Annotated in this window: 23 protein-coding genes, 1 pseudogene and 1 riboswitch; of the genes and pseudogenes, 11 read left to right on the top strand and 13 right to left on the bottom strand. The window is 63.2% G+C overall.

The window, feature by feature from the left end; translation table 11 throughout:
- Nucleotides 1-120: 120 nt before the first annotated feature.
- A riboswitch (FMN riboswitch) is annotated at nt 121-266 on the top strand.
- Nucleotides 267-342: 76 nt separating this feature from the next.
- The 3 genes and pseudogenes from NKJ09_RS05065 to dhaL all read left to right on the top strand — a co-directional run bounded on the left by NKJ09_RS05065 (nt 343) and on the right by dhaL (nt 2,543).
- On the top strand, nt 343-816 hold the full coding sequence (locus NKJ09_RS05065; protein ID WP_023716737.1) for a 6,7-dimethyl-8-ribityllumazine synthase: 474 nt from the start codon (nt 343-345) through the stop codon (nt 814-816).
- Nucleotides 817-885: 69 nt separating this feature from the next.
- Nucleotides 886-1,895 (top strand): annotated as a pseudogene (locus NKJ09_RS05060) (dihydroxyacetone kinase subunit DhaK).
- 9 nt (nt 1,896-1,904) lie between these two features.
- Complete coding sequence (dhaL, locus tag NKJ09_RS05055) at nt 1,905-2,543, top strand: dihydroxyacetone kinase subunit DhaL (RefSeq protein ID WP_352482704.1); 639 nt, start codon at nt 1,905-1,907, stop codon at nt 2,541-2,543.
- On the opposite strand, the gene derI is transcribed toward dhaL, so the two are convergent.
- From derI to NKJ09_RS05040, 3 genes are read right to left on the bottom strand one after another with little or no spacing between them, the layout of a single operon-like run.
- Nucleotides 2,540-2,983: a D-erythrulose-4-phosphate isomerase gene (derI, locus tag NKJ09_RS05050; protein ID WP_352482706.1), complete on the bottom strand. Its 444-nt coding sequence runs from the start codon at nt 2,981-2,983 to the stop codon at nt 2,540-2,542. The two genes, dhaL and derI, sit on opposite strands and share 4 nt — an antisense overlap.
- 26 nt (nt 2,984-3,009) lie before the next feature.
- Nucleotides 3,010-3,768 (bottom strand): triose-phosphate isomerase, encoded by a 759-nt coding sequence (locus NKJ09_RS05045; protein ID WP_352482707.1) that lies wholly within the window; start codon nt 3,766-3,768, stop codon nt 3,010-3,012.
- 11 nt (nt 3,769-3,779) lie between these two features.
- Nucleotides 3,780-4,544, bottom strand: a complete 765-nt coding sequence (locus NKJ09_RS05040) for a DeoR/GlpR family DNA-binding transcription regulator (protein ID WP_352493968.1) — start codon at nt 4,542-4,544, stop codon at nt 3,780-3,782.
- Between the two features lie 262 nt (nt 4,545-4,806).
- Here NKJ09_RS05040 and fba point away from each other — a divergent pair, with 262 nt between their 5' ends.
- The gene (gene fba, locus NKJ09_RS05035; RefSeq protein ID WP_352493967.1) at nt 4,807-5,871 is read left to right on the top strand and encodes a class II fructose-bisphosphate aldolase; all 1,065 of its coding nucleotides are present in this window, start codon (nt 4,807-4,809) and stop codon (nt 5,869-5,871) included.
- 46 nt (nt 5,872-5,917) lie between these two features.
- Here fba and NKJ09_RS05030 read toward each other — a convergent pair whose 3' ends face one another.
- The 10 genes from NKJ09_RS05030 to NKJ09_RS04985 form a co-directional block, all read right to left on the bottom strand.
- Nucleotides 5,918-6,856, bottom strand: coding sequence for a sugar phosphate isomerase/epimerase family protein (locus tag NKJ09_RS05030; protein WP_023716731.1), 939 nt, complete (start codon nt 6,854-6,856; stop codon nt 5,918-5,920).
- Nucleotides 6,856-8,373 (bottom strand): glycerol-3-phosphate dehydrogenase, encoded by a 1,518-nt coding sequence (locus NKJ09_RS05025; RefSeq protein ID WP_352493966.1) that lies wholly within the window; start codon nt 8,371-8,373, stop codon nt 6,856-6,858. Before NKJ09_RS05025 ends, NKJ09_RS05030 begins: the two co-directional genes overlap by 1 nt.
- 19 nt (nt 8,374-8,392) lie before the next feature.
- Nucleotides 8,393-9,433 (bottom strand): 2-hydroxyacid dehydrogenase, encoded by a 1,041-nt coding sequence (locus tag NKJ09_RS05020; RefSeq protein ID WP_352493965.1) that lies wholly within the window; start codon nt 9,431-9,433, stop codon nt 8,393-8,395.
- Between the two features lie 7 nt (nt 9,434-9,440).
- On the bottom strand, nt 9,441-11,003 hold the full coding sequence (locus tag NKJ09_RS05015; protein ID WP_023716728.1) for an FGGY-family carbohydrate kinase: 1,563 nt from the start codon (nt 11,001-11,003) through the stop codon (nt 9,441-9,443).
- A complete protein-coding gene (locus tag NKJ09_RS05010) occupies nt 11,003-12,127 on the bottom strand; it encodes an ABC transporter ATP-binding protein (RefSeq protein ID WP_023716727.1) in 1,125 nt (374 codons plus the stop codon). Before NKJ09_RS05010 ends, NKJ09_RS05015 begins: the two co-directional genes overlap by 1 nt.
- The gene (locus NKJ09_RS05005; RefSeq protein WP_023716726.1) at nt 12,124-13,242 is read right to left on the bottom strand and encodes an ABC transporter ATP-binding protein; all 1,119 of its coding nucleotides are present in this window, start codon (nt 13,240-13,242) and stop codon (nt 12,124-12,126) included. The genes NKJ09_RS05010 and NKJ09_RS05005 overlap by 4 nt, the downstream gene beginning before the upstream one ends.
- Before the next feature lie 4 nt (nt 13,243-13,246).
- Complete coding sequence (locus NKJ09_RS05000) at nt 13,247-14,104, bottom strand: carbohydrate ABC transporter permease (protein ID WP_023676025.1); 858 nt, start codon at nt 14,102-14,104, stop codon at nt 13,247-13,249.
- A 9-nt stretch (nt 14,105-14,113) separates the two neighbouring features.
- A complete protein-coding gene (locus NKJ09_RS04995; protein ID WP_023716724.1) occupies nt 14,114-15,037 on the bottom strand; it encodes a carbohydrate ABC transporter permease in 924 nt (307 codons plus the stop codon).
- A gap of 153 nt (nt 15,038-15,190) precedes the next feature.
- Nucleotides 15,191-16,636: an ABC transporter substrate-binding protein gene (locus NKJ09_RS04990; protein ID WP_352762403.1), complete on the bottom strand. Its 1,446-nt coding sequence runs from the start codon at nt 16,634-16,636 to the stop codon at nt 15,191-15,193.
- 44 nt (nt 16,637-16,680) lie between these two features.
- Nucleotides 16,681-17,655: a sugar-binding transcriptional regulator gene (locus NKJ09_RS04985; RefSeq protein WP_023676028.1), complete on the bottom strand. Its 975-nt coding sequence runs from the start codon at nt 17,653-17,655 to the stop codon at nt 16,681-16,683.
- A gap of 226 nt (nt 17,656-17,881) precedes the next feature.
- Between NKJ09_RS04985 and NKJ09_RS04980 the strand changes: the two genes are divergently transcribed.
- The 7 genes from NKJ09_RS04980 (at nt 17,882) to NKJ09_RS04950 (ending at nt 25,869) form a co-directional block, all read left to right on the top strand.
- On the top strand, nt 17,882-18,925 hold the full coding sequence (locus tag NKJ09_RS04980) for a LacI family DNA-binding transcriptional regulator (protein WP_352493963.1): 1,044 nt from the start codon (nt 17,882-17,884) through the stop codon (nt 18,923-18,925).
- Between the two features lie 38 nt (nt 18,926-18,963).
- Nucleotides 18,964-20,232 (top strand): ABC transporter substrate-binding protein, encoded by a 1,269-nt coding sequence (locus NKJ09_RS04975; RefSeq protein ID WP_352493962.1) that lies wholly within the window; start codon nt 18,964-18,966, stop codon nt 20,230-20,232.
- A 76-nt stretch (nt 20,233-20,308) separates the two neighbouring features.
- Nucleotides 20,309-21,154, top strand: coding sequence for a carbohydrate ABC transporter permease (locus NKJ09_RS04970; RefSeq protein ID WP_023716719.1), 846 nt, complete (start codon nt 20,309-20,311; stop codon nt 21,152-21,154).
- Entirely contained in the window at nt 21,151-21,990 is an 840-nt protein-coding gene (locus NKJ09_RS04965) for a carbohydrate ABC transporter permease (protein WP_352493961.1), read from the top strand. Before NKJ09_RS04970 ends, NKJ09_RS04965 begins: the two co-directional genes overlap by 4 nt.
- 21 nt (nt 21,991-22,011) lie before the next feature.
- Nucleotides 22,012-23,052, top strand: coding sequence for an ABC transporter ATP-binding protein (locus tag NKJ09_RS04960; protein WP_352482714.1), 1,041 nt, complete (start codon nt 22,012-22,014; stop codon nt 23,050-23,052).
- A gap of 37 nt (nt 23,053-23,089) precedes the next feature.
- A complete protein-coding gene (locus tag NKJ09_RS04955) occupies nt 23,090-24,370 on the top strand; it encodes an amylo-alpha-1,6-glucosidase (RefSeq protein ID WP_023716716.1) in 1,281 nt (426 codons plus the stop codon).
- Nucleotides 24,371-24,453: 83 nt separating this feature from the next.
- Nucleotides 24,454-25,869, top strand: coding sequence for an FAD-binding oxidoreductase (locus NKJ09_RS04950; RefSeq protein ID WP_352493960.1), 1,416 nt, complete (start codon nt 24,454-24,456; stop codon nt 25,867-25,869).
- Nucleotides 25,870-25,885 lie beyond the last annotated feature (16 nt).

Below are 25,885 nucleotides of genomic sequence, written 5' to 3'. Positions count from 1 at the left end.
CGTATCAGCGCCTCCCTCGCCCTCAAGGGTGACCAAGTCGGAACGGATGGCCATTTCTGCGCCATCCGCGACGACGTCGGTGGTTGACAGCGTTATCCGGCCCTTCCATACAAACGCCGTCAATGTTCTCAGGGCGGGGTGAAAGTCCCCACCGGCGGTAAGGGTCTCGGCCAAGCCCGCGAGCGCTTTCCGGACTACCGGAAAGGTCAGCAGATTCGGTGTGATTCCGGAGCCGACGGTTACAGTCCGGATGAAAGAGAACGAATGGAAGACGGTCCGCCTTCGCGGTTCGGACTCCGTATCGTGCGTCCTGATTCTGGTTCGAAACGGAAGGATGGACCCATGAATCAGCATTCCCAGAACGACTATGAAACGATCCGCGTTGCCGTCATTCGGGCGCGCTGGCACGCCGATATCGTCGACCAATGCGTTGAAGCATTCGAGGCGGAACTGGCGGTTGTCGGGGAGAAACGCTTTGCCGTCGATGTCTTCGATGTGCCGGGCGCCTTTGAGATTCCCCTGCATGCAAAAACGCTTGCCGAGACCGGCCGCTATGCCGCTATCCTCGGCGCCGCGTTCGTCGTCAATGGCGGCATCTACCGGCATGAGTTCGTGGCGAGCGCGGTCATCGACGGCATGATGAACGTGCAATTGTCGACTGGCGTGCCGGTGCTGTCGGCGGTGCTGACGCCGCACAACTACCATGACAGCGCTGACCATCACCGCTTCTTCTTCGAGCATTTCAGGGTCAAGGGCAAAGAGGCGGCCAGCGCCTGCGTGCAACTGCTGGCGACACGCGAACGCATCGCGGCGTGAAATCTCCGCCGCCGGGTGGAAATCCCGGTAAGGCGCTGTAGTATCTCACGAAAACCAGGGAGGATGCCGGTGCAGACCAAGAAGATCATCAATGACGGCAACCGCTCCGTCGACGAGATGCTGGAGGGCATTCTGGCCGCGCATCCGCGCCATCTCAGACGTGCGGACGGCAGCCCCCGCTCCATCGTCGCCCGCGACGGGCCACGCCCCGGCAAGGTCGGCCTCGTCATCGGTGGTGGCTCGGGCCACGAGCCGACCTTCCTCGGCTTCGTCGGCAAGGGGCTTGCCGACGCGGCCGCGATCGGCAACGTTTTTGCCTCGCCGCCGCCGGACCCGATTCTTGAATGCGCCAAGGCGGCCAGCGGCGGTGCTGGCGTGCTATTCATGTACGGCAACTATGCCGGCGACGTGATGAATTTCGACATGGCCGCCGAAATAGCGGCAATGGACAACATCGAAGTGCGCACCGTTCTGACCACCGACGATGTCGCCTCGGCGCCGCGCGACCAGAGACAGAAGCGGCGCGGCGTCGCCGGCAATTTCTTCATCTTCAAGGCTGTCGGTGCCGCATGCGACCGGATGCTGACATTCGATGAATGCGAGCGTATCGCCAGGAAGGCCAACGATCAGACCTTCACTATGGGCGTGGCGCTTTCGCCCTGTTCGCTGCCGCAGACCCGCCGGCCGAATTTCGAAATCGGACCGGACGAGATGGAGATCGGCATGGGCATCCATGGCGAGCCGGGCATCGCACGCGGAAAACTAAAGACGGCCGACGAGATCACCGACGAGATGCTGGACAAGATCCTCGACGAAAAATGGCGCCGACGCGCAGCGACAAGGTCGCCGTGCTGGTCAATTCGCTCGGTTCGACGCCGCTGATGGAGCTCTACATCATGAACCGGCGGGTCAAGCAGAGGCTCGACGACATCGGCGTTTCCGTCCACGCGACCTGGGTCGGCAATTATTGCACCTCGCTCGAAATGGCCGGCGCCTCAGTGACGCTGATGCATCTCGACGGCGAATTGCAGGAGATGCTCGACCATCCCTGCGACTGCGCCATGTTCCGCGCCGGCTGAGAAAGCATCATGACCTCGATCGACTCAGCCGGCTTGAAAAGAATGTTCGATGAGATCGCGGCGGCGATCGACGCCGACAAGGACAGGCTCTGCCAACTCGACGGCGTCATCGGCGACGCCGACCACGGCATCGCCATGGCGCTTGGCTTCGGCGCGGTACGCGAGGCGCTGGCGCAACTCGACCTCGCGGCGACCGGACCGACGGCGCTGCTCAATACCGCGGCAAAGTCGTTCCTCAACGCCGTCGGCGCGTCGTCAGGCCCACTCTATGCGACCGCCTTCATGCGCGCTGCCGCCGCCGTCAAAGGCAAGGCAATTCTGGAGGATGCTGACATCATCGCCATGCTCCGGGCGATGGCGCAAGGCATCCAGGATCGCGGCAAGGCCGAGCTCGGCGAAAAGACCATGGTCGACGCCTGGCTGCCGGCAGCACAGGCAGCGGGCGCCGCGCAGGAAGCCGGCAAGACCCTGTTGGAGAGCTTGGAAACTGCACTCGCCGCAGCCGAACGGGGCGCCGAGGCAACCAAGGATATGATCGCCGCGAAGGGCCGCTCCTCGCGGCTCGGCGAACGATCGCTCGGGCATATGGATCCCGGCGCTGCCTCGGCCGTCACGATCATCAAAGCGATACGGGACAGTCTGGCTTAACGGACCTTCGCTGCATCGAGCCTGTCGATCGCCTGGACATTGCCGGCCGACGGTCCCATCTCATCGAATTCCGAGGCAAGCCATGCATCGACGATCGACTTGGCCAATTCCGGGCCGATGACGCGCGCGCCCATGGTGATGATCTGGGCGTTGTTGGATTTTGCAGCGCGCTCGGCCGAATAGGTGTCGTGGGTGAGTGCGGCGCGAATGCCGGGAACCTTGTTGGCGGAAATGGATACGCCGATGCCGGTGCCGCAAAACAGGATGCCGCGATCGTTCTCGCCGTCCAGGATGGTCTGGGCGAGCTTCTGTGACAGGTCGGCGTAGAAGCCCGTCTGGCTGAGATCGCTGACCGTGAGGCCGGGCTTGGTGGCGAGGTGAGCGGCGATGACATCGAGCAGCGGTTTGCCGGCGCTGTCGGCTCCAATGGCTATTTTCATGTTCGGTTTCCTTCCTGTTCGATGGTTCAGATCGCCGCTGAGGCGCGTTTGAGGATGTCTATATAGCCGTCCGCCTGCCAGGCGGAACGGCCGATGAACAAGCCGTCTATATGAGACTGTCCGATCAGTTCGGCGGCATTTTGCGGATTGACGCTGCCGCCATAAAGCACCGGCGGCACGGCCGGCAGCAGGTCGCGCGCGATTTTCTTGATCAGCGCCTGCTGTCTGCCGGCATAGTCCGAGCTTGCCGGCACGCCCTTGTCGCCGATCGCCCAGACCGGCTCATAGGCAAACAGGATCGTCGCCGCCCTGGCCGCGCCTTCGAGAAACTGCAGCGCGCCGTGCACCTGCAAGGCCAGCACCGTATCCGCCTGCCCGCTGTCGCGTTGAGCCAAAGTCTCGCCGACGCAGATCAGTGGCACGAGACCGTGCTTCACCGCCGCTGCGGTCTTCAGCCCGACAGCCTTGTCGGTCTCGCCGAAATACTCGCGCCGTTCGCTGTGGCCCAACTCTACCATATCAAGTTCGCAGTCTTTCAGCATTACCGGCGAGATCTCGCCGGTCCAGGCGCCGGCGTCAGCCCAATGCATGTTCTGCGCGCCGACCTTGATGCGCGTCGGCGACAGCGCTTTCTTGACCTCGCGGACCGCCGTGAAGGGTGGGATGACGAAGGGCTGGATGCGCTCGTCGAAACCGGGGACGAACTCGGCCAATGCCCTCGTGAAAGCCATCGCCTCGGCGAGCGTCTTGTTCATTTTCCAGCTGGTGCCGACCCAGTAAACCATGCGTGCTCCTCCTACTCTGCGACCACTGTCAGCGACACGCCGTCACCATCCAGCGCCGCACGCATCTGCGGCTGCGGCTCGCGGCCGGTGAAGACGGTATCGAAAGCCTTGAGATCGGTCAGGAAATGCAAGGCTGTGCGGCCGAACTTGCCGTGATCGACCAGCAGATATTTGCGCGCCGCAGCGGCCATCATCAGCCGTTTGGTCTGGACCACTTCCTGATCCTGGTGAAAGGCGGAAGCGCCGTGGATAGCCGATGACGACAGGAAGGCGACATCGGCGCGCAATGATTTCAGTGTATCTTCGGCGAGCAGGCCGAAGAAGCCGTGAAACTTCTTGCTGTACTGGCCGCCGAGCGCAATCAGGTTGATGCCGGCAACGCCCGCCAAATCCTGGATGGCAGCCAGATTGTTCGAGATCACCGTCAGCGGACGCAGATCGACGAGATGCCGAGCAACGCCGCCCGCGGTCGAGCCGTCGTCGATGATCACCGTCTGACCCGGTTCGATCATCGTCACGGCAGCGGCGGCGATGCGCTTTTTCTCGTCGCCGGCCAGTCTCTGGCGGTAGCGGAAATCGCTCTCGAAAAGGCTGCTCGGCTGAATCGAGGCGCCGCCGCGTACCTTGCGCAGGAAGCCGCCCTCCTCGAGCTCGTCGAGGTCGCGGTGGACGGTCATCTTGGAGACGCCGAAGCGCGAGGCAAGATCGTCGACACTGGCGGTGCCGGTGTCCATCAGAAAATCCATGATGCCTTGCCGACGGCCGTCGCTCTTCATTTCCGCGGCTTCCTCGTGCAATCCGAACCACGTTCCGAGATATAACAGGAAACGTCGCATAGCCACCAGTATTTTTGTGATAATGTTATATCTGCCTGGGATATCATGACGTTTCTGACGGCGTGCCGTAACAAGAATTGCTGTCGGCCGGGCGTCCAGCGGTTGCGGTGCAGCGGAAATCCGGCCAGAAGCTTTAGCGGGCTCGACAATAGCCGAACAGCCCGCAAACACTGGCTCGAAACCGGATACGGGAGACTACTGAGTGGCTCGCATCACACTGAGACAATTGCTCGATCATGCCGCCGAATACGGTTATGGCGTGCCTGCCTTCAACATGAACAATATGGAACAGGGCCTCGCCATCATGGAGGCAGCCGAGGAGACCAAATCGCCGGTCATCCTGCAGGCGAGCCGCGGCGCGCGGGCCTACGCCAACGATGTCGTGCTGGCCAAGCTGATCGACGCGCTGGTCGAAATCCATCCTGATATCCCGGTCTGCATGCATCTCGACCATGGCAACAACGAAGCGACCTGCGTTACCGCAATCCAGTACGGCTTCACCTCGGTGATGATGGACGGATCGCTGAAGGAAGACGGCAAGACGCCGGCCGACTACGGCTATAATTCCGATATCACCCGCCGCGTCGTCGATATGGCGCATTGGGGCGGCGTGTCGGTGGAGGGCGAGATCGGCGTTCTCGGATCGCTGGAGATGGGCGGCGGCGAACAGGAGGACGGCCATGGCGTCGAGGGCGTCATCAGCCACGATCAGCTGCTGACCGACCCGGTTCAGGCCGAACAGTTCGTGCGCGACACCCGTGTCGATGCGCTGGCCGTCGCCATGGGCACCAGCCACGGCGCCTACAAGTTCAGCCGCAAGCCGGACGGCGCGGTGCTTGCCATGAACGTCATCGAGGAAATCCACCGCCGCTTGCCGAACATGCACCTCGTCATGCACGGCTCGTCCTCGGTGCCGGAGGAGCTGCAGGAGATCATCAACAAATATGGCGGCCAGATGAAGCCGACATGGGGGGTGCCGGTCGAGGAAATCCAGCGCGGCATCAAGCATGGCGTGCGCAAGATCAATATCGATACCGACAACCGCATGGCGCTGACCGGCGCGATCCGCAAGGTGCTGACCGAGAACCCGAGCGAATTCGATCCGCGCAAATATCTGACGCCGGCGATGGCCGCCATGCGGAAGCTGTGCAAGGAGCGTTTCGAGCAGTTCGGCACTGCCGGCAACGCACCGAGGATCAAGCCGCTGCCGGTCTCGGAAATGGCCAAGCGCTACAAGTCGGGCAGTCTCGATCCGAAATTCGGCTGACATATTCCGGTTCTGAGCAGGAGCCGCGTCGGCACCTGCTCATCCATCATGCTTTCGGCAAAAGACCGGCCCTGCCGGCCTCGATGAAGGGCGCCCAATAGTCGACCGATTCGCGGATCATGGCGACGACCTGGTGGTCGACGGGCTCGCGTTCGCGGAACGACAATTCGAGGCAGATCTCATTGTCGACGCCGCCGCCACGGCGAACAGTGTCCAGCAGCTTTTCCGGCGTGATGCGGCCGTCCTTGTTGTAGGCGGCAATGAACGGCCAATGGCCACCCTTGTTCATTGAGGATTGCTTGACGTGGATGATCGGCGATTCCTTTGGAAAGGCTTCGGCCCAGGCATAGGGGTCGATGTCGTCCGGATTGCTCGACGTCACGTCGCCATGGTCGATATCGACCATCATCTTGAGCGGGATCGCCATGCCGGCCGCATCGATCTCGCTCTGCAGCGTCCGGCAGCTTTCGATCGTATGGCCGAACTCGCGGCCGACCGACATCGGCTCCCAGAACAGGTAGGTCAAGCCGGCCGCTTTGGCGTGCTCGGCGACCGCGCGCCAGCATTCCAGCGCGATCTCGAAAAGCCGCGCGCGACGCTCGGGATCGTCATAGTCACGATGAGTGAAGATCGCGAATTGCGTGCCCATGCCGCGGGCGCCGAGCTCGGCCGAAATTTCGGCAAAGGTCTTGAACCAGTCGACATAATAGCGCCGCACGTCGGCATCGGGATGGCCGAAATGATTGAGCCGGCCGTAGGGGCCGGTCATCGCGGAGGTCACACGCACGCCGGTGCGGTTGAGAGCGGAGCGGAACAGGCGGATGAATTTGGCGATCGTCGCCGCCGGCCAACCGGGATTGACGAATTCATGCGTGAGCTGCACGTCGCGGATGCCGATGTCGTAGGCGATCGCATCGATCAGATCGTCCGGTTCGGCGAAACGATTGACCAGCGGGTTGGTGTTGAGGGACAGCGTAAAGGCCATCAGCCTGCCTTCGCCAGCCGGCTCGAGCACCAGTCTTCGAAGGCGGTTCTTTCTGCGGCGGACAGATGCAGTCCGTGTTTGGTGCGCCGTTCGAGAATATCGGCGGCCGTCTCGGCCCATTCATGCTCGAACAGGTAATTGGCTTCGCGCTCGAACAAATCCTTGCCGAAGCGCCGCCCCAGTTCAGCGAGCGAACCGGCCGCGCCGACCAGATCACGCGTCCTTGTGCCGTAGAGCCGGCCATAATGCTTGACCAGCGAGGCCGGCATCCAGGGATATTCGTGGCCGAGGTCACCGAGGAACTGCTCGAAATCGGCATTGGCGATATCGCCGCCTGGCAGATGTCCTTTCGAGGTCCACGGCTTGCCCATCTTCGGGAAGAACGGGGCGATGCGGTCGAGCGCGTGCTCGGCCAGCTTGCGGAAGGTGGTGATCTTGCCACCGAAGACGGAAAGCAGCGGCGCCTGTCCCGCCGCCACGTCGAGCTCGAAAATATAGTCGCGGGTGACCGCGCTCGGATTGTCGGCATTGTCGTCATAAAGCGGCCTGACGCCGGAAAACGAGTAGACGACGTCGCTGCGCGCAAGCTGGCGCTTGAAGTAGCGGTTGACCACCTTAATCAGGTAGTCGACCTCGCTGGCGTCGGCGGTCACGTCTTCCGGCCGCCCGTCATAAGGAATGTCGGTGGTGCCGATCAGCGCCAGATCGTTCTGGTAGGGATTGATGAAGATCACGCGCTTGTCGCTGTTCTGGACGAGATAGGCTTGCCGGCCTTCCCAGAATTTCGGCACGACGATGTGGCTGCCCTTGACCAGGCGCACGTTGCGCCTGGAATTCTGGCCAGCGACGCGATTGATGATGTCATTGACCCAGGGGCCGGCGCCGTTGACCAGCGCCCGTGCCCGAACCGTGGTCCTGACGCCGGTTCGACCGTCGCGCATCTCCACCGACCACAGGCCGTTTTCGCGGCGGGCGGCGGTGCAGGCAGTGCGGGTGAATATCCTGGTCCCACGCTCCGCGGCGTCGAGCGCGTTGATGACGACCAGGCGGGCGTCGTCGACCCAGCAGTCGGAATATTCGAAGCCGCGTTTGAAGCTGTCCTTGATCGGCGCGCCCTCGGGTGCGGTGCGCAGGTCAAGCGTGCGAGTGGCCGGCAGCCGCTTGCGGCCGCCAAGATGGTCGTAGAGGAACAGGCCGAGCCGGACCAGCCAGGCCGGCCGATCATCCGGGCTGTGCGGCAGCACGAAGCGCATCGGCCAGATGATGTGCGGTGCGGATTCCAGCAGTACCTCGCGCTCGATCAGCGCCTCGCGCACCAGGCGGAACTCGTAATATTCGAGATAGCGCAAACCGCCATGGACGAGCTTTCCTGATCTAGAACTGGTGCCTTCGGCGAGATCGTCTTTTTCGCAAAGAATGACCGACAGCCCCCGGCCTGCCGCATCGCGCGCGATGCCGGCGCCATTGACGCCGCCGCCGATGACGAAGAGGTCGACGATTTCGCTGTCACCGCTCATCTCGCTCTATGCCCTGTCGTCAGCATGGATTGGCCGGCGGCAGACCGGCGATGAAGCGGCGCACTTCCTCGGCCGCCTGCTCGGCTGCGTAGGTCACGGTGCGTACCGACGCGCCGGCGATATGCGGCGTCAGCGTCACATTCGGGAGCTGCAGCAGCGGCCAGTCGACGGGCACCGGCTCGACGGCGAACGTCTCCAGCATGGCACTGCCGATCTGCCCCGAGACGAGCGCCTCGTAGAGCGCATCGTAGTCGACCAGCGGTCCGCGCGCGGTATTGACGAAGATCACGCCGGGCTTCATCCGGGCGATGGCGTCCTTGCCGATCAGGCCGCGCGTCTCCTCGGTGACCCGGGAATGCAGCGTGACCACGTCGGAGCGCGACAGGAGATCGTCCAGCGCAACCAGCTCGACGCCGGCATTGCGGTCCTCGACGCTCAATTGCACATAGGGATCGGAGACCAGGATGCGGCAGCCGAATGCGCGCAGCAGCCGAACCAGCCTGGTGCCGATATTGCCATAGCCGATGACGCCAACGGTCATTTCATTGAGCTCGCGGCCGGTGCGGTCGGCGCGGTAGAGATCGCCGCGCCACTCGCCCTTGCGCAAGGCTTCGTGGCCGACGCGGATCAGCCGCGTCTCGGCGAGAATGGCGCCGATGGTGAACTCGGCCACCGCGCTGGCGTTGCGGCCGGGCACATTGACCACGGTGATGCCATGGGCGTTGGCGGCAGCCATGTCGATGTTGATCGGCCCGCCGCGCGACACCGCAACCAGCCTGAGCGCCGGCAAGCGCTGCATCATGGTTTCGGAAAGCGGCGCAAGCTGGGTGACGAAGATTTCGGCATCGCCGATAAAATCGACCACCTCGTCCGGATCACCGAAATATTCCTTGACCTTGTCGAGGCCGAGCGCCGCATTGCCGAATTCCATCGGCTCGTCGGGCCATGCGGTCTCAATGGTGCGGATGTCGAGATTATCGCCGCAGGCCGCTTCGATTTTCTCGCGAAACACTTCCGGAAGCATGAAGCGGTCGCCGATGATCGCAATTTTGTTGGGCATGCTCTTCTCAATTCACGTCAGTTTGTCTGGATGCGGCCAGCGAACGCCAGACCGGCCGCAGCGCCTCATGCGCCAATGTGTAGGACGGAACAATCGCCTCGTAGGCAGCGGCAAGTTTTCGGTCGCTAGGTTCGGCCGCACGGAGCAAAGGCGTGACCCATTCACTGACGCAATCGTCCATTGATGCGTACTGGCCGACGCAGACCGCAGCAATCATCGCAGCGCCCGCAGCACCGGCCTCCTCGCGCTCGCTGGTGCGAATGTCGGCGCCGACCGCAGCACCCAGGATCTTGCGCAGAGCCGGGCTCCTGGCCGCTCCACCAGTCAGGCGGATTTCCTCGGGCAGCGGCCCCATGGCGGCGTAGCAATCGCGTGCCGCGAAAGCCAGCCCTTCGAACACCGCACGAACCATGTCGGCATAGCCGTGCCTGGACGAAATGCCGACGAAACCGGCCCTGGCATTGGCATCGACGAACGGGCCGCGCTCGCCCGCCTCGGAGACATAGGGCTGGTAGAGCAGCGAGCCTGGCTCGGACGACGATATCCACTGGTCGACCAGCGCGATCATCTCGCCATTGGTCCGCGTGATACCTTGCGAGGCGAGAATGCCGGAGGCGAGGCCGAGGACCCAGTCGATGTTGAGCGTTGCCGCCATGTTCGACTGCATCTGCGCAAAGACGCCCGGTGCCGGCATGGTCATCGTGTAGCCGGTTGCAGCTTCGTTGAGCAGAACCTCGTCCGGCGTCTCGGCAAGCCGCATATGCATTCCGGTGGAGCCGATTATCGAGCATCCCGGCTTGCGCTCGCGATCGAACAGGCCGGCGCCGAGCGCCGTGCAGGCGACATCGACATAGGCCAGAACGACCGGCGTGCCGGCAAGCAGGCCGGTCGCATCGGCTGCTGTCGCCGACAGTGCGGTGCTTTGCCTGGTGCCATCGACGATGGGCGGCAGCAGATGCCTGAGATCGGTGACGCCGAGCACCTCAAGAACATCGTCGCAATAGCTGCGCGTGCGGAAGTCGCCGAAGGTGAAGGTGCCTTCGGACGGGTCGGTGGCGCGTTGGCCGGTCAACTTGAAATAAAGCCAGTCCTTGCAGTGGAACGCCGTCGCTGCATTGGCAAGCATCGCGGGCATGTGGCGCTTCATGAAGACGAATTGCGACCCCTGCTGGCAGGCAGCGAGCCCGCTGCCGGTCTTTTCGAAGCGCAGCCGGTCTTCGGGCCGCGCGCGGATCTCCTCGACGACGGCGGCAGCGCGCGCGTCGAGCCACAGCCAGCCCTTGGCCACCGGCTCGCCATCCTTGTCGATCAGCCAGGTGCCGTCGCCCTGCCCGGTCACGGCGATGGCAATGGTCCGGCTGGCGAGATCCGGCACCTTGTCGGCCAGTTGGCGCAAGGTCGTCGCGGTATCGGCCCAGGTGCGGACTAGGTCCTGCTCGGCGCCGCCACCCGGCAGTGTCTCGTATCTGTTCGGCAGCGCGGCTGCCGCGATCTGCCTGCCCGCCGTGTCGAAGGCGACGGATTTGATAACAGACGTGCCGGCGTCGATGCCGATCAGCACATCCCGCATCAGGCAAGCTCCGTGCCGTGCGAAATGGCGTCGCCGCTCGCCTGATCGAAGACGTGCAGGTTTTTTGGATCGATGCTGACCTTGATAGGCGCCCCGAGTTCCAGGCGAGTCCGGTCATGTTCGACCAGAACCAGCGAGCCGCCGGCGAAGTCGGCGGCGATATGGGTCTGGTCGCCGAGCCATTGATTGGCCGAAACCGTGGCCGGCACACCGTCCTTGGAGCGGCGGACGGCATAGGGCCTGACACCGATGACGACGCGTTGCCGGTTGAGCAATTCATCGCGAACTGGGCCGCTGAACGCGTCCTTGTCGTAGTCGAGCGAAAGCCCGTCGGGCAGCTTGAGACTGATCTTGTCGGCAGCCGTGCCGACATAGGCCTCGAAGACATTCATCGGCGGCTCGCCGACGAAGGTGCCGGTGAACAGGTTTGCCGGCCGTTCCTTGAGCCTGTCAGGCGTATCGAACTGCTGCAGCACGCCGCCCTCCATGACGGCGATGCGATCGGCCAGCGCATTGGCCTCGGTCTGGTCGTGCGTGACCAGGATCGCGGTCAGGCCACGCTCCTTGATGAAATGCTTGATGCGGCCGCGCAGCACGGCGCGAAGCTGCGGCTCGAGCTGGCCCATCGGCTCGTCCAGCAGATGCAGGTCGGCCTCGCGGATCAGCGCCCGGCCGAGGCTGGCGCGCTGCTGCTGGCCACCGGAGATCGAGCTCGGATAGCGCTCGAGAATGTCCTCGATCTCGAGCAGCTTGGCGATGTTGGCAACCTTTGCATCGACCGCACTCTTCGCCAGCCTGGCCGCCTTGAGGGCGAAGGCCATGTTCTCGCGCACGGTCAGGGGCGGATAGAGCGAATAGCCCTCGAAGGCCATTGCGACGTTGCGCCTGACCGGCGGCAACGTGTGCACCTTGCGGCCGGCAACCGCGATGGTGCCACGCGAGACCTCTTCGAAGCCTGCGATCATACGCAATGTCGAGGTCTTGCCGCAACCGGACGAGCCGAGCAGCGCCACGATCTCGCCCTTGGCGATTTCCATCGTCAGGTTCTTGACCGCATGCACACCGCGGTCGATCGGACCGTAGAACTTGTCGACGCCTGAGAGGGTGATTGCGCTTGGGCTCATGCCGCTTCTCCACTGCGCAAATTGACGACGTTTTTCGAGCCAATGCGCTCGCCGCTCGCGCGATCGAACAGCAGGGCGCTTTTGCTGTCGACGGCTATATGCGCCCTGCCCTCGGATTGGCCAGGTGTCCCGGACGGACGCGAGACCAAGATTTCACGGCCGCGCACGGTTCGCGCCAGGGTGACGATCTTCTCGTTGAGCGGCGTCTCAGCCTCGACCGTCACCGGGATGGCGCCGGGCGTGCCTTCATCAACAAACGCCAGAGCCTCCGGCCGCAGGCCGATCACGCAATCACGGCCGACCGCCGCCTCATGCGCGCCGGCAAGATGGACCTGGACGTTGGACAGGCCGACATAGATGCCCTTGGCGTCCCGCGACGGCTTGACGTCCAGAAGGTTGATGGTCGGGTCGCCGAACAGCCGGGCAATCTCGACATTGGCCGGCTCGCGATAGATCTGCTCGGGCGTGCCGAGCTGTTTGACGACGCCTTGCGACATCACCGCGATGCGGTCGCCGAGCGCCATCGCTTCCTTGTAGTCTTGGGTGACGTAGATGACGGTCGCGCCACGATCGGCGAGCAGCCTTGGCAGCTCGAGGCGCATTTCGAAGCGCAATTTGGCATCGACGTTGCGCAAGGGATCATCGAGCAGCAGCAGCGGCGGCGAGCCGACCAACGCGCGGGCAAGCGCGGTGCGTTGCTTCTGGCCGTTGGACAGCGCCCGCGGCTTGTGGCTGAGCACATGGCCGATTTTCAACAGCTTAGCGACGCTCTCGACGCCGGTCTTTATCGTGCCCTGCGATGAGTGCTTCGCCTGCAGAGGCGTGGCTATGTTGTCGAACGCCGTCATATGCGGGAACAGCGCGAAGTTCTGGAATGCCATGCCGACGCCGCGGAACTCGGCGTCGAGATCGGTCATGTCCTCGCCGCCGATGAGGATCTTTCCCTCGTCGGGGTCGATGACCCCGGCCACCAGCCGCAACAGCACCGTCTTGCCGGCGCCGGACGGTCCGAACAGGACCAGCGTTTCGCCGTCGGCGACGGTCAGCGACAGATTGTCGAGAACGGTCTGGCTTTTATAGCGCTTGACGATGTTTCGCAGTTCGAGGCTTGCCATCGGACTATCCTTTCACCGCGCCAAGCGACAGGCCTTCGACCAGATAGCGTTGCGCATAGAGAGCGAGCGCCAGGGTCGGCGTGATCGACAGCACGATCGCCGCCGAAATCTGGCCATACTGGATGCCGGAGGACGTGATGAAGGCGAGCGCGCCGACCGTCACCGGCTGCTTGTCGGCCGAGGCGAGCACCAGCGCAAAAACGAAATTGTTCCAGGCAAAGATAAAGGCGAGCAGGCCGGCAGCGGCAATGCCTGGGCCGGCGAGCGGCAGCGCGATCTTGCGGAAGGTAGCAAACCAGGAATGTCCGGCAATGCGGTAGGCGTATTCGATGTCGGCCGGTATATCCTCGAAATAGCCGCGCACGATCCACAGGATCAGCGGCAGGCAGATCAGCTGGTAGACCCAGATCAGCCCGATATAGGTATTGGCCAGCCCGAGCTTCTGGAAATAGAGGGTGAGCGGCAAAAGCACCAGCAGCGCCGGCGCGAAACGGAACGACAGCAGCGTGAAGGCAATGTCCTCCGAGCCGCGAAACTTATGCCGCGCAAACGCATAGGCGGCCGGCACGCCGAGCAGCAACGCGACGGCAACCGAGGTGACCGACAGGAAGACGGAATTCCAGAGATTGCGCATGAAGGCGATGTCGAGCGTGCCGGCCGCCGTCATCAGCTTGCCGGTGATCAAGGCGGTGTAGTTGGCGAGCGTCGGCTCGAAGACAAGCTGTGGCGGAATCCGCAGGATTGTCTCGTTGGTCTGGAATGACATCATCAGGATCCAGACGATCGGGAACATGAAGAAGATCACGACCAGCGCCAGGGCTATGCCGCGCAGGATGCGTTCGAGAAGGGAGGTATGTTCCATGCCAGCCTCCTATGCCTGGCCGCGGGCGCGTTCGCGCAGCCGCAGCCAGTTCTTGATGAAGATGTTCGAGAGGAAATAGGTGATCGCCCACAGGATGATCATCAGCGCCGCCGAGCGGCCGACATTGGTCGACTGGAAGAAGTTGAGATAGGCCTCGACCTGGAACACGGTCAGCGTGTCGCCCGGACCACCCTGGGTCATGGCGTAGATGATGTCGAACTGCTGGATGGAATCGAGCAGGCGGAACAATGTCGCCGTCAGGATATAGGGGGTTAGCATCGGCAGGGTGATGCGGAAGAACACGAAGCTGCGCGGCACGCCGTCGAGTGCTGCCGCCTCGAAGGGCTGCGTCGGCAGGCTGCGCAGACCGGCAAGCAGCAGGATCATGATGAAGGGCGTGTAGACCCAGATGTCGACAAGCACGACGGTGAGCAGTGCCGTCGAGGGCGACGAGGCCCAGCGGAAATCCTGCAGCCCGATCAGGCTGGCGAGATAGCTGAGCACGCCAAAGCCGGGATTGGTCATCAGCTTCCACATCAGCGCGGCGAGCGCTGGCGCCGTCATCAGCGGCATCAACAGCATGATCGAGATGAAGTTGTTCAGCGTCGAGCGCTTTTGCAGCAGCATGGCGATGCCGAGACCGAGAAGCAACTCGAGCACGACGGTGATGCCGGCGTAGAGCAGCGACACCTGCAGCGTGTTCCAGAACTTCGGGTCGGTGAAGAACGAGATATAGTTGTCGCCCCAGTTGAATTGCCGCGCCCAAGGCTGGCTCAATCGGTAGCGCTGGAAAGAATAGACCACCGATGTGAAGAACGGGATCAGGATGCCGATGCAGACCAGCAAGGCCGGCAAGCTAAGGAGATAGGGCAGCACCCGCTTGCTGATCCTGAAGCCCGACGGCCTGTTTCTTTGTATTGTCGCCGCAGTCATCTGCTGCTCCGTCATTCTGTTGCTTCGCCGTCCCGGCCGCCCAAGGGAGCAAGGCGGCCGGTCGGGCGAGCAGGCGGTACCGCTCGGCACCGCGTCGCAAACGTATCACATCTCAAAGGCTGACCCGCGGACGGGCCAGCCTTGGCCGCGGCTTTAGCCGAGCCCGGCTTCCTTGAGCTGGCTGTTGATGCTCTCGGCCAACTTGTCGAGGCCTTCGTCGACCGGCACTTCCTTGGCCACCATCTTCTGCAGCGTCGCCGCCCATTCGGTGGTGAGATCGAAGAACAGCGGCTGCGGTGTGAACTTGATGCTGGCGCCCGGCGCCGAGACGTCGAACATCTCGACGTAGCCCGGATAGCTCTTGTTCAGCTTCTCGCGGAACATCTCGTCGTTCCAGACCGACTGACGAACCGGATTGACGAAGTCCATCTTGGTCGCACCGAACAATGCATGCTCGGGTCCGGATGCCCATTGCATGAAGTACCAGGTGGCGTCCTTGTCCTTCGAGAAGTTGGACATCGACAGCGACCAGATCCAGATATTGGGCGTCGGCGCCTTGGCGGCCGGGTTGGCCTTGAACGCCGAAAAGGCGAGCTTGCCGGCCATCTTGTTGTCGCCGCCATTCATGAAATAGCCGAGGATATCGGCGTCGAAAATCGTCGCCGACGCACCTGCACCGAGATCGGTGCCGACCTGATACCAGGTGTAGGTCGACCAGTCCTTGGGGCCGCTCTCCTGGATCATCTGCACCCACTGCTTGTGGAAAGCCTTGGATTCGGCGGTGCTCATCGCGGCCGACAGCTTGCCGTCAGCCGAGACGTTCAGGTCCTTCTGGTCGAAATTAGCGTAAGCCGACAGGAAGCCCGGGTGGATCGTTGCCCAGGAGCGCGAGCCGCGCACGCCGATGCCGTAGACGCCGCCACCAACATCCTTGGTAAGCTTCGCCGCCGTAGCGACCATTTCATCCATATTGCCGGGAACGCTGACGCCGACCTTGTCGAACATGCCCTTGTTGTAGGTGATGTTGTTCTGCTCGAAGCCCCACGGAATGCACCATTGCTTGGCGTCTTCCGAACCGAGCGCGCCGCCCGGCTGGCCGTTCCAGGCGCAAGAATTCTTGACGCCGGGCAGGAAGTCGTCCCAGGCATATTTCGGGTTGGTCTTGGCCGGATCCTTGATCCATTCGTTGAGATCGGTGATCCAGCCGGCCGGGCCGTAGGTCCAAGTCATGTAGGCGCCGGTCATGAAGGCATCGTATTCGGGCGAGCTGGCCGACAGCGCGGCGGTAACCTTGTCGAAATAGACGTCTTCGGGGAACACGTCATAGACGACTTCCATGCCGGTCAGCTTCTTGAAATTGTCGAGGTTGGCAATCATCGCATCGGCGTAAGGATGCTTGTTGAGCAACAGCTTGATGGTCTTGCCCTTATGCGCCTGCCAGTCGAAATCAGCTGCGAGGGCACGGGTCTGCCCGAAATTGAGCAGTGTACCGGCGGTGCTGGCGGCAAGGCCCATTGCACCGAGGCCCTTGATCAGCCCACGGCGGTCGACTTGTCCACGCAGGAATGCGTCGATGAGGTCTTTCTCTTTCTCATGCATTTCTCTTCTCCTCCACAGGGTAGTTTCAACGAAATGGTTGCCGGCTACCCGACCGGCGTCTGTTCCACGAGCGATCGCGCCGTCCGCTCGTCGGTTATCAAGCCTTTGAGATAGCGGCCCTCCAGCACTGACTTGATGGCGCGAACCTTCACCTTGCCGCCGGCGACGGCGACAATCCTGCGGTTGCTGATGTCTTCGCGCGCCAGTGCCAGCGCCCGGTCGGAAAGCGTCGTCGCAACGGCCTTTCCGGCATCGTCGAAGAAATGGCCGAGCAGTTCGCCGACGCCGCCATTGCGGCGGATCTCCTCCATCTCGCCCTTCTCGATCATACCGGTAGCGACAAGCGAGGCCTCACGTTCGGCGGTGCCGATGCCGGCGATGAGCAAGTCGGCGGACTTGGCGAGGTCGAAGACATCGCTGACGCCTTTCTGCCCGAGCAACACGGTTCGATCCTCGACCGTGTTGGCGAACATCGGTACGGGCATCACATAGGCTTCCGCACCAGTCCGCTCGGCGACGCGGTGGATGACGTCATGCGGATTGGCCGAGAACTTGCGCGTCAGGCCGCCAAGCAGCGAGACGAAACGGATCCTGCCGGCCGATATGCGCGGCAGATATTCCACGCAGGCGGCAAGCGTGCGGCCGTGGCCGACGCCGATCAGCGCCTCTTCGCCGCGTTCGATCTCGCGCTTGAGAAACTGCGCGCCGGCAATGCCGAGCGCCTTGAGCGGCAGGTCCTCGGCATCGAAGTCCGGGACCACCTCGCAATAGTCGAGGCCGTAACGGCCGGACAACTCGTCCTCGAGCTCCACGCATTCTGAGACTTCGCCGTCGATATAGACTTTGACCAGGCCTTCCTGATTGGCCTTGGTGATGAGGCGATGCGCCTTGAGGCTGGTCAGGCCGAGCCGCTTGGCGACTTCCGACTGGGTCAGGCCGCCGGCATAGTGAAGCCAGGCAGCGCGGGCTGCCATCCCGGTCTCGTCGTCGCGCAGCAGGCCGTTGCCAAAACCAACCATATCCGCCCTTGATATTTTTATCAGTTGCTGCAAAATTTTTCACAAGGCGTCGCCCGAGTCAAGCAACCGCTGCGTTTAAATCTCCGTCCGGGAGCTTGCCGGCCCGGGGCCGAACAGGGCCGCGCGAACCAACGGGCAAGAAGCAACACCGATCGCGCGCATTTAAAACGTTTGCAATTTCGCTTGGACTGATTACAAACGTTTCAAACTTCGTTCGGGAGGAACGATGCCGGGCCGCGTTACCACCCTCAAGGAACTAGCCGCACAGCTCGGCCTGTCGATCACCACCGTTTCGCGCGCCCTTGCCGGCCACGAGCAGATCGCATTGAAAACGCGCCAACGTGTCACCGAGGCCGCGCGCCGGGCCGGCTATGTGCCGAACACGGCAGCCCGCACGCTAGTCTCCGGCCGCAGCGGTTTTGTCGGCATGGTGCTGCCGATCCGCGGCCCCAATCTGGTCGATTCCTTCCTCGGCGAATTCGTCACCGGGCTCGGCGAAGGGTTGGTTTCGCACGGTTCCGACCTGATCCTGGCCGCAGCGGCGCAGGGCCAGTCGGAACTTTCCGTGCTTCGCCATGTTGTCGAATCCGGACGCGCCGATGGGGTCGTCGTCACCCGCATCGCCGAGGTCGACGAGCGGCTTACCTATCTGCGTCAACGCAATTTTCCGTTCGTCGCGCATGGCCGGCTGCTCGACGGTGACTTTGCCTATCATTGGCTCGATACCGATGGCGCGCACGCATTCGGCGAGGCCTTCGACATGCTCTACGATCTCGGACACCGCCATTTCGGCCTGGTGACGATTTCCGAGCCGATGACGTTTCGCCATCTCAGGCAGGATGGGCTCGCTGCCGCGATCGCCCGCCGAGGCGATCCGACGGTCAGGCTCGATGTGGCGACGGCACCGCGGTTCGATCGCGGTGCCCGCATCCATGCAATCAACCGGCTACTGCACGCCACCGAGCGGCCGACGGCCATTGTCGCGCTGTTCGACGAGCTGGCGCTGACGGTGATGGAAGAGGCTGCCCGAGCCGGCCTTGCCATTCCTCGCGACCTTTCGGTGATCGGCTTCGACAACATAGCCGCCTCAGCCTATGCGCCGCCGGGGCTAACCACTTTCGACGCCTCGATCCGCCAGTGCGCGCGCGAGATCGGCGAGATGCTGCTGACCGTCATCGGCAACAGGCCGGACGCGCCACTGACGCGGCTGGTCCGGCCGACACTTGTCTCGCGGGCAAGCCATGGCCCGGCACCCACAAGACAGAACTGACGCCCGCTTCGCGGCGCAACCCAGGGAGGAAGATGACGATGAATGCTTTGCGGATATTGGCCGGCGCCGTGCTGGCGCTGTCGCTCGCTGCCGGCGCAGCGCAAGCCCAGCAGGTGTTGTTCTGGTCGACACAGGCGCGACCAGTGGAAGAGACACAGAAGATGCGCAGCGAAGTGCTGAAGGGGTTTGACGGCCAGGTCGACTATCAGGTCGCCGAGGACGGGCCCTGGCTCACCCGCCTTCAGGCCGAACTGCAGGCCGGCTCCGGCACCATAGGCGTGCTCGGCGGCCTGCACGGAGACTTCTCCACCGTCGGCGCGGACCTTGTCGATCTCTCTGGCGTCGATCTCGGTGGCGTCAAGGTCAACGAGACCTACAAGAAGCTCGGCATGCTCGGCACCGGCGAGCAGAAGTACCTGCCATGGATGCAGGCCACCTTTCTGATGGCGGCCAGCAAGCAGGCGCTGCAATATCTGCCGGCCGGCACCGATCTCAACACCATCACTTGTGACCAACTGATCGAGTGGGCGAAAAACATCGCTGAAAAGACCGGTTCGCCCAAATTCGGTTTTCCGGCCGGCCCGAAAGGGCTGAAGCACCGTTTCTTCGAGGGTTTTCTCCTTCCATCGTATACCGGCTCGATGGTGACCAAGTTCCGCTCGGCGGAGGCCGAGACGGCGTGGAACAAGTTCAAGGAATTGTGGCAATACACCAACCCGAATTCGACCAACTATGCCTTCATGCAGGAGCCGCTGTTGACCGGCGAAGTCTGGGTGGCATTCGATCACGTGGCGCGCCTCGCCGACGCCTTCAACCAGAAACCCGATGACTTCGTCGCCTTCCCGGCGCCGGCCGGCCCGGCAGGCCGCGGCTACATGCCGGTGGTCGCCGGCGTCGCTATCCCGAAGACCTCGCCCGACATGGACAAGGCCAAGGCACTGGTCGCCTATATGCTGAAACCGGAAACCCAGATCGCGACGCTCAAGGCGACAAACTTCTTCCCCATCGTCGACGTCAAGCTGCCCGACGACATGCCGGCCTCGGTGAAGGCCTTCAGCCCAGTGATCGCCACCATGACCGGAGCCCCGGATGCGCTGCCGGCGCTGCTGCCGATGGGACTTGGCGGCCTCGGCGGCAAGTTCAATCAGATCTACACCGACAGCTTCGAGCGCATCGTGCTCGGCGGCGAGGATGTGCACGGCGTGCTCGACGAACAGGCGACGGCGCTGAAGGCGATCATCGACCAGGCGAAAGCGCCGTGCTGGGCGCCCGACAAACCATCGCAAGGCGCCTGTCCCGTCGATTAAGAATCCTCCCCGGGCGTCCGGATTTCCAGCGCGCCGGGCGCCCACCCCTTTTGAAGCTTCGAATAGAGAGAGCTCCATGCACGGCAAGGCCCTGCCCTATCTGCTGCTGACGCCGGCGACGCTGTTCCTTTGCGTCTTCTTCCTCTATCCGTTTGCGCTGGTCGCCTTCGAGGCGTTCACCCGCGACGGCGGCTTTACGCTCGACAATTTCCGCACCATGACCAGCAGCTGGAAATTTCCGGTCACGGTTCGCAACACGCTGCTTCTCAGCGCCGTCGTCGTGCCCATCCAGCTGGTCATGGCGCTGCTGATGGCAACGATGGTGTCGCGACTTGCGGCCGGGCGCAGCGCCGCGCTTTATATCTTCGCTATTCCGCTCGGCATCTCCGATCTCGCCGCTGGGCTGATCTGGCTCGCCATCTTCGACCAGTCCGGCTTCCTCAACACCTTGCTCTCCAATCTCGGCGTCATCGACAGGCCGGTCATGTTCCTCGGCTACCAGAGCAAGCTGACGATCTTCATCGCCGTGGCGCTGGCCGAGATCTGGCGTGCGACCGCCATCATGATGGTCATTCTGGTCGCCGGCATGGGGCTCATCCCCCGGGAATATTACGAGGCGGCGGAGGTTTTTGGCGCTAGTCCGTGGAAGCGCTTCATCAAGATCACGCTGCCTCTGCTGCGCCCCAGCCTGCAGACGGCGATCATCCTGCGCGTCATCCTTGCCTTTGAGGTCTTTGCGGTGGTTGCAGCACTCGGCGGCACCAATCTGCCGGTGCTGATGGGCGAGACCTACAATTGGCAGTTCACGCTGCAGGACCGCAATGTCGCCGCCGCCATGGCGCTGTTCATCCTCGCCATATCGATCGGTTTCACGCTGTTCTTCCTGCGGGTGCTGCGTGTGCCGAAGGAGGCGCGGATATGAGCACGGTGGAGCTGTCGATCGCCGCGCCTGAGGCCCGCAAAGCCGGCAACTGGTTGCTGGTCGCCACCGTCATCCTGCTTTGCATCTGGGTGCTGCTGCCGATCTATCTGTTGATCGTCAACGCGCTGTCGTCGCCGGAAGAGGTGACCGCCTTTCCCAAGCGCTTCTTCCCGTCATTCGATTTCGGCAGCCTTTCTTTCTTCATCAATTTCGCCGGCGTCGCCAGGGCGCTGTGGAACTCCGTTCTCGTCGCCACGCTGACGATGCTCCTCTCGATCGGCTTCGGCGCACCCGCGGGCTACGCGCTGTCGCGCTTCGAATTCCCGGGCAAGGAAACGTTCCGTTTCCTCGTGCTGATGACCCGCGCCTTCCCACTGCCGCTGCTGGCGCTACCGCTGGCGGTGATGTTCATCCGCACCGGCCTCGACGACACCGCGATCGGGCTGGCGCTGGTCCACACCACGCTGGCGCTGCCATTCGCGGTGCTGATCACGTTCTCGCTCTTCTCCGGCATTCCAGTCGAGCTGGAGGAAGCGGCCTGGACGCTCGGCTGCACGAGATTGCAGGCATTCCGAAAAATCATTCTACCGCTGGCGCTGCCGGGCATCGCGGCGTCGGCGGTATTTGCCTTCACCATCTCCTGGAACGAAGTGTTTGCCGCCGCCGTGCTCACCATCGAGAACCGGACGCTGACCGCCTTCCTGCTGCAGAGCCTCGGCGAATCGCCGCTCTACCTCAAATTCGCCGGTGGCGCGGCACTGGTCATCCCGGCGCTGATCTTCATCTTCGCCGTTCGCAAATATCTGTTCGCCATGTGGGGGATCGCCAACCGATGACGCGCACAAAAGAGAACGCCGATGGCTGAGATCGCCATCAAGCAGGTCGCAAAACGTTTCGGTGGCTTCACCGCGCTGCATTCGATCGACCTGACCATCGCCGACCAGGAATTCATGGTGCTGCTTGGCGCCTCGGGTTGCGGCAAGACCACGCTGCTGAGGATGGTCGCCGGGCTGGAAACGCCAAGCCAGGGCGAGGTCTGGATCGGCGGCCGTCGCGTCGACCATCTGCCGCCGCGCGAACGCGGCATCGCCATGGTGTTCCAGAATTACGCCGTGTTTCCGCACCTGACCGTGTTCGAGAACATCGCCTTCGGCCTGCGCATGAAGAAGCTGCCGCAGCAGGAGGTCGAGGGGCGCGTCAACCGCACCGCGGAGCTCATGCACATCGAGCAGCTTTTGAAGCGCTATTCGGGCCAGCTTTCCGGCGGCCAGCGCCAGCGCGTGGCAGTCGCTCGGGCACTTGCGATGGAGCCGGACGTGATCCTGATGGACGAGCCGCTGTCGAACCTCGATGCGCTGCTGCGGCTCGAAATGCGCGCCGAGCTCAAGGGCGTGCTCGCCGCGTCCAAGACCACCACCATCTATGTCACTCACGATCAGGTCGAGGCGATGAGCCTCGCCGACCGCATCGCCGTCATGCATCAGGGCCATATCGTCCAGGCCGCCTCGCCGGTAGAGGTCTATCGCAATCCGGCCGCACGCTTCGTCGGCTCCTTCATCGGCAACCCGCCGATGAATTTCATCCTGGCGACGAAGGCGGCAGACGGCAGCTGGACCGTCGCCGGGCTGACGCTGCCCGGCCCCAAATCGGACAAGCAGACGATAGAATTCGCCATTCGCCCCGAGGATGTCGACACCGGCACCGAAGGGCTGCACGCCACCGTGCGCGTTGTCGAGCCGCTCGGACCGCACACGCTGGTCACCTGCGATGTCGAGGGCGGCCTGTTCCGCGCCATCCTCGAATCGAATGCCACGGTCGCCGTCGGCGATCACCTGCGGCTCTTGCCCAAACCCGACCGCATCCGCTGGTTCGACCCCGAAACCACCAACGCGCTTTGATCCAAACGCCCTTCGATCCTGAAAGTACGACCGCCCCATGATATCTCTTGCTGTCGACGAAACCATCGCCCGCGCCGTAGAGGTGCTCAGGGAAAACGACCAAGGCACCTACACCATACCGACCAAGGGCCTCTACCCGTTCCAGTGGAACTGGGATTCCTGCCTGACCGCGCTCGGTCTTGCCCACTACGATGAGGCTCGAGCCTGGACCGAGATCGACACGCTGTTCGCCCACCAGTGGCCGGACGGCATGGTACCGCACATCGTCTTCCATGTCTGGAGCGACGGCTATTTCCCGGGACCGGAGGTCTGGCGGACGGACCGCCCGACCGCCACCTCGGGCATCACCCAGCCGGCGGTCGCCGGCTTTGCCGTGCGCCGCTTGTTTGACCAGGCCAAGGACAAGACGCTGGCGGCCGAGCGTGCCCGGGTGTTGCTGCCGAAAATCGATGCCTGGCACCGCTGGTTCTACGAAAACCGCGACCCGAACGGCGAAGGGCTGGTCGCCATAATCCACCCATGGGAGTCCGGTCGCGACAACTCGATCGACTGGGACGAGGCGTTTGAGCACGTGCCGACCGAAGGCGTCGAGCCCTACACCCGCCGCGACATCCTGCACGCCGATCCGGCGCATCGTCCAACCAAGGCACAGTATGACCGCTATATCTGGCTGCTGCAGCATTTCCGCGGGCTTGGCTGGGATAATGCCAGGCTGCACGATGCCTCGCCGTTCCAGGTCGTCGATCCCGGCTTCAATGCCATTCTGATCCGTTCCGCCGCCGATCTTGCCGATCTCGCCGAGGCACTTGGCGAAACCGAAATCGCAAAAGCCAACCGCGCCCGTGCCGAAAACGGGCTTTCGACGATGGAACGGCTGTGGAGCGACACACATAGCCAGTACATTTGTTTCGACCGAGTGGCCGGAAAGCACGTTGACAGCGCGTCGGTCGGCGGCATTCTGCCGGTGTTTTCGGCTATTCCGGAAAGCCGGGCAGCGGCCATCGCCGCAACGATCGAGCGCATCGCCGGCAAAGCGCGTTACATCGTCCCCTCGCACGATCCTGGCGATGCGCGCTTCGACGCCAAGCGCTACTGGCGCGGCCCGGTCTGGCTGGTGGTCAACTACATGATCGCTAATGGCCTTGCCGCCGCCGGCCACAGCCAAATCGCACAACGGATCACCCAGTCCAGTCTCGACCTGATCGCCGAGAGCGGCTTTGCCGAATATTACGATCCCCTCAGCGGCGAGCCGCTCGGCGGTAACCGTTTCACCTGGACCGCGGCAATGGTGATCGAGTTTTTGAAGGGTCGAGGCTGAAGGCCGGCCACGACTGGCAGTCCCGCGTGGGTTTGACAAACAGCAGTCCGTGTCTATCGTCCTGCCTGTTACAGGAGCGGCGCATGACGACACCATCCGTGAGCGCTCTGTCCCCACTGACCGGCGAACTCCTGTCGCGGCTGGAGAAGCGGCTGGACCGGTCGGCGATCGTTTCGGCCGATGAGGCCGGGCCGCGTTACAGGGAAGACCCCGACGGCAAAGCCGGCGTATCGCCGGAGTTCGTGCTGCGTCCACGTACGGCCGGCGAGGTGTCGGACATACTTCGCCTGTGCAACGAGGCCGGACAGAGGCTTGTCATCCAGGGTGGCCGGACCGGGCTCGCCGGCGGCGCTCGCGTCCAACCCGGCGAAGCGGTGCTGTCGCTGGAGTGTATGACTTCCGTTGAAGCCCTCGACCGTGAAGCGGCAACCATCATCGCCGAGGCCGGCGCGCCGCTGCAAACGGTGCAGGAAGCCGCCGATGCGGCCGGCTTACTGTTCGGCGTCGACATCGGAGCGCGCGGCGCGGCGACCGTCGGCGGTAATGTCGCCACCAATGCCGGCGGCATCCGCGTGCTGCGCTACGGCATGTACCGGGCGCAGGTGCTTGGCCTGGAAGCGGTGCTTGCCGACGGCGGCATCCTGACCTCGCTCAAGGGTTTGGCGAAGGACAATTCCGGCTATGACCTCAGCCAATTGTTCATCGGCAGTGAGGGCACGCTCGGCGTGGTCACCCGCGCATGCCTGCGGCTGCACCCGAAGCCGGCCACCGAGATCAACGCCTTCTGCGCGCTTGCTTCGCTCGACGCTGCAATCGCGCTGCTGGCGCTGCTCAGGCAGAAACTCGGGCCCTCGCTCTCGGCCTATGAGGTGAATTTCGCCCCGCTCTATGGCGCCATGATCGCCGGCATGGACGCGCCGGCGCCGCTGCCCGCGGGCTCGCCCGTCTATGTGCTTGCCGAGATACAGGGCAGCGAGCCCGACCGCGACGGCGAACGCTTTGCCGCGACGCTGATGCAGGCGGTCGAGGAGGGCGTGATCGACGACGTGGTCGTCTCGCAATCGCCGCGCGAATTCCGGGCGCTCTGGGCGGTGCGGGAGGAGGCCAACCGTTTCCTGTTTTCGATGGCAGGCCTGATTGGCGTCGATATCAGCATCCCACTGGCGAGAATGGCGACTTTCCTGGACGAAACAGAAGCCGCCATCAAGGCCGTCGACCCCGGCGCCGACATCTACGTCTTCGGCCATCTCGGCGATGGCAATCTGCATTACCAGATCCGCACGGTGGATCCGGCAGCCGCATACGGCACCGTCTACCGCGGTGTGGCCGCCGCCGGCGGCGGCGTTTCGGCCGAACATGGCATCGGCCTTGACAAGAAGGAGTGGCTGCATCTGGTGCGCAGCGATGCAGAGATTGCGGCCATGCGGCGCCTGAAAGCAGCCTTCGACCCGAACAACATCCTCAATGCCGGGCGCATCTTCGACCTTGCGACGGGCTGAAATCGAAGGCCGGTAG

It is taken from the genome of Mesorhizobium sp. M0189 (assembly GCF_040322135.1).
Lineage (GTDB): Bacteria > Pseudomonadota > Alphaproteobacteria > Rhizobiales > Rhizobiaceae > Mesorhizobium.
Note: the sequence above shows the minus strand (reverse complement) of the source record. Positions and strands in the feature narration are given on the sequence as shown.

Excerpts from the sequence above, each read along its gene's own strand:
- NKJ09_RS04965 (WP_352493961.1), top strand. The coding sequence starts at position 21,151 with ATGAGCACGGTGGAGCTGTCGATCGCCGCGCCTGAGGCCCGCAAAGCC.
- NKJ09_RS04950 (WP_352493960.1), top strand. The coding sequence starts at position 24,454 with ATGACGACACCATCCGTGAGCGCTCTGTCCCCACTGACCGGCGAACTC.
- NKJ09_RS05030 (WP_023716731.1), bottom strand. The coding sequence starts at position 6,856 with ATGGCCTTTACGCTGTCCCTCAACACCAACCCGCTGGTCAATCGTTTC.
- NKJ09_RS04960 (WP_352482714.1), top strand. The coding sequence starts at position 22,012 with ATGGCTGAGATCGCCATCAAGCAGGTCGCAAAACGTTTCGGTGGCTTC.
- NKJ09_RS05020 (WP_352493965.1), bottom strand. The coding sequence starts at position 9,433 with ATGCCCAACAAAATTGCGATCATCGGCGACCGCTTCATGCTTCCGGAA.
- NKJ09_RS04995 (WP_023716724.1), bottom strand. The coding sequence starts at position 15,037 with ATGACTGCGGCGACAATACAAAGAAACAGGCCGTCGGGCTTCAGGATC.
- NKJ09_RS05040 (WP_352493968.1), bottom strand. The coding sequence starts at position 4,544 with ATGAAGAGCGACGGCCGTCGGCAAGGCATCATGGATTTTCTGATGGAC.
- NKJ09_RS05010 (WP_023716727.1), bottom strand. The coding sequence starts at position 12,127 with ATGAGCCCAAGCGCAATCACCCTCTCAGGCGTCGACAAGTTCTACGGT.
- NKJ09_RS05065 (WP_023716737.1), top strand. The coding sequence starts at position 343 with ATGAATCAGCATTCCCAGAACGACTATGAAACGATCCGCGTTGCCGTC.
- NKJ09_RS04955 (WP_023716716.1), top strand. The coding sequence starts at position 23,090 with ATGATATCTCTTGCTGTCGACGAAACCATCGCCCGCGCCGTAGAGGTG.
- NKJ09_RS04970 (WP_023716719.1), top strand. The coding sequence starts at position 20,309 with ATGCACGGCAAGGCCCTGCCCTATCTGCTGCTGACGCCGGCGACGCTG.
- NKJ09_RS05025 (WP_352493966.1), bottom strand. The coding sequence starts at position 8,373 with ATGAGCGGTGACAGCGAAATCGTCGACCTCTTCGTCATCGGCGGCGGC.
- NKJ09_RS04975 (WP_352493962.1), top strand. The coding sequence starts at position 18,964 with ATGAATGCTTTGCGGATATTGGCCGGCGCCGTGCTGGCGCTGTCGCTC.
- NKJ09_RS04985 (WP_023676028.1), bottom strand. The coding sequence starts at position 17,655 with ATGGTTGGTTTTGGCAACGGCCTGCTGCGCGACGACGAGACCGGGATG.
- NKJ09_RS05015 (WP_023716728.1), bottom strand. The coding sequence starts at position 11,003 with ATGCGGGATGTGCTGATCGGCATCGACGCCGGCACGTCTGTTATCAAA.
- NKJ09_RS04990 (WP_352762403.1), bottom strand. The coding sequence starts at position 16,636 with ATGCATGAGAAAGAGAAAGACCTCATCGACGCATTCCTGCGTGGACAA.
- NKJ09_RS05000 (WP_023676025.1), bottom strand. The coding sequence starts at position 14,104 with ATGGAACATACCTCCCTTCTCGAACGCATCCTGCGCGGCATAGCCCTG.
- NKJ09_RS04980 (WP_352493963.1), top strand. The coding sequence starts at position 17,882 with ATGCCGGGCCGCGTTACCACCCTCAAGGAACTAGCCGCACAGCTCGGC.
- derI (WP_352482706.1), bottom strand. The coding sequence starts at position 2,983 with ATGAAAATAGCCATTGGAGCCGACAGCGCCGGCAAACCGCTGCTCGAT.
- NKJ09_RS05045 (WP_352482707.1), bottom strand. The coding sequence starts at position 3,768 with ATGGTTTACTGGGTCGGCACCAGCTGGAAAATGAACAAGACGCTCGCC.
- NKJ09_RS05005 (WP_023716726.1), bottom strand. The coding sequence starts at position 13,242 with ATGGCAAGCCTCGAACTGCGAAACATCGTCAAGCGCTATAAAAGCCAG.
- dhaL (WP_352482704.1), top strand. The coding sequence starts at position 1,905 with ATGACCTCGATCGACTCAGCCGGCTTGAAAAGAATGTTCGATGAGATC.